The sequence below is a fragment of the Bacillus cereus group sp. BfR-BA-01360 genome (genome assembly GCF_022663595.1).
Taxonomy (GTDB): domain Bacteria; phylum Bacillota; class Bacilli; order Bacillales; family Bacillaceae_G; genus Bacillus_A; species Bacillus_A cytotoxicus.
Genome location: NZ_JAKUFV010000069.1, coordinates 1 through 685 on the forward strand (window position 1 = coordinate 1; position 685 = coordinate 685).

Genomic DNA, 685 nt, shown 5'->3' on the forward strand with positions numbered 1-685 from the left:
GTATCTAAACTTCAAGAAACGCAAACACAACAAGGAAAAGCGATATCTGAAGCACAGACAACAATCAAACAACATTCTAATGAACTTGCATTGATGGTGAAAATGAAAGATGTTGAGGATTACGTGGGTGGAATTGGTAGCATTAACTTGATTAGGAATGCCAAATTAACTAATAGTGTTAAGTATTGGAAATTACATGACGCTACAAGGACACATATTGATACAACTGTTGTTAAAGATGGTATAAACTCTTTCAAAACGGTTTCTACAGGCAATACTTCTAATCACTATTATGGTGCTGAACAAACAGTAGAACTGAGAGAAGGTGAAACCATTGTCGCTTCTGCTTACTTTAGAACTGACAACCCAGCTGGACTAGATCAAGGTGGCGCGTTAGAAATTAAGTTCTTGAACAGTAGTGGCGGTGTAATTAAACAAGTTTCCGAAGAATTAAAATTAACAAAAGATCAATGGCTGAGAGTTTATAAAAGTGCAACTGCCCCTTCTGGTACAGTAAAAGTAATATTTCGTTATCAGATAAGACGAAACGGTACATTGTGGATGGCTCAACCAATGCTACAAGTCGGAACAATACCTTCCAGCTTTCTAGAAAATCCAAACGACTTTGTAGACAAAGATAAAATCATGGATGACTTAGCGGACAAGGTAGCAACTGAACAATATA

General features: G+C 36.8%; 1 protein-coding gene. It reads left to right on the forward strand.

Going from position 1 to position 685, the window contains the following annotated elements; translation table 11 throughout:
- Nucleotides 1-147 precede the first annotated feature (147 nt).
- A partial coding sequence (locus MR056_RS21920; RefSeq protein ID WP_472926862.1) for a phage head spike fiber domain-containing protein occupies nt 148-685 on the forward strand: 538 nt, incomplete at its 3' end.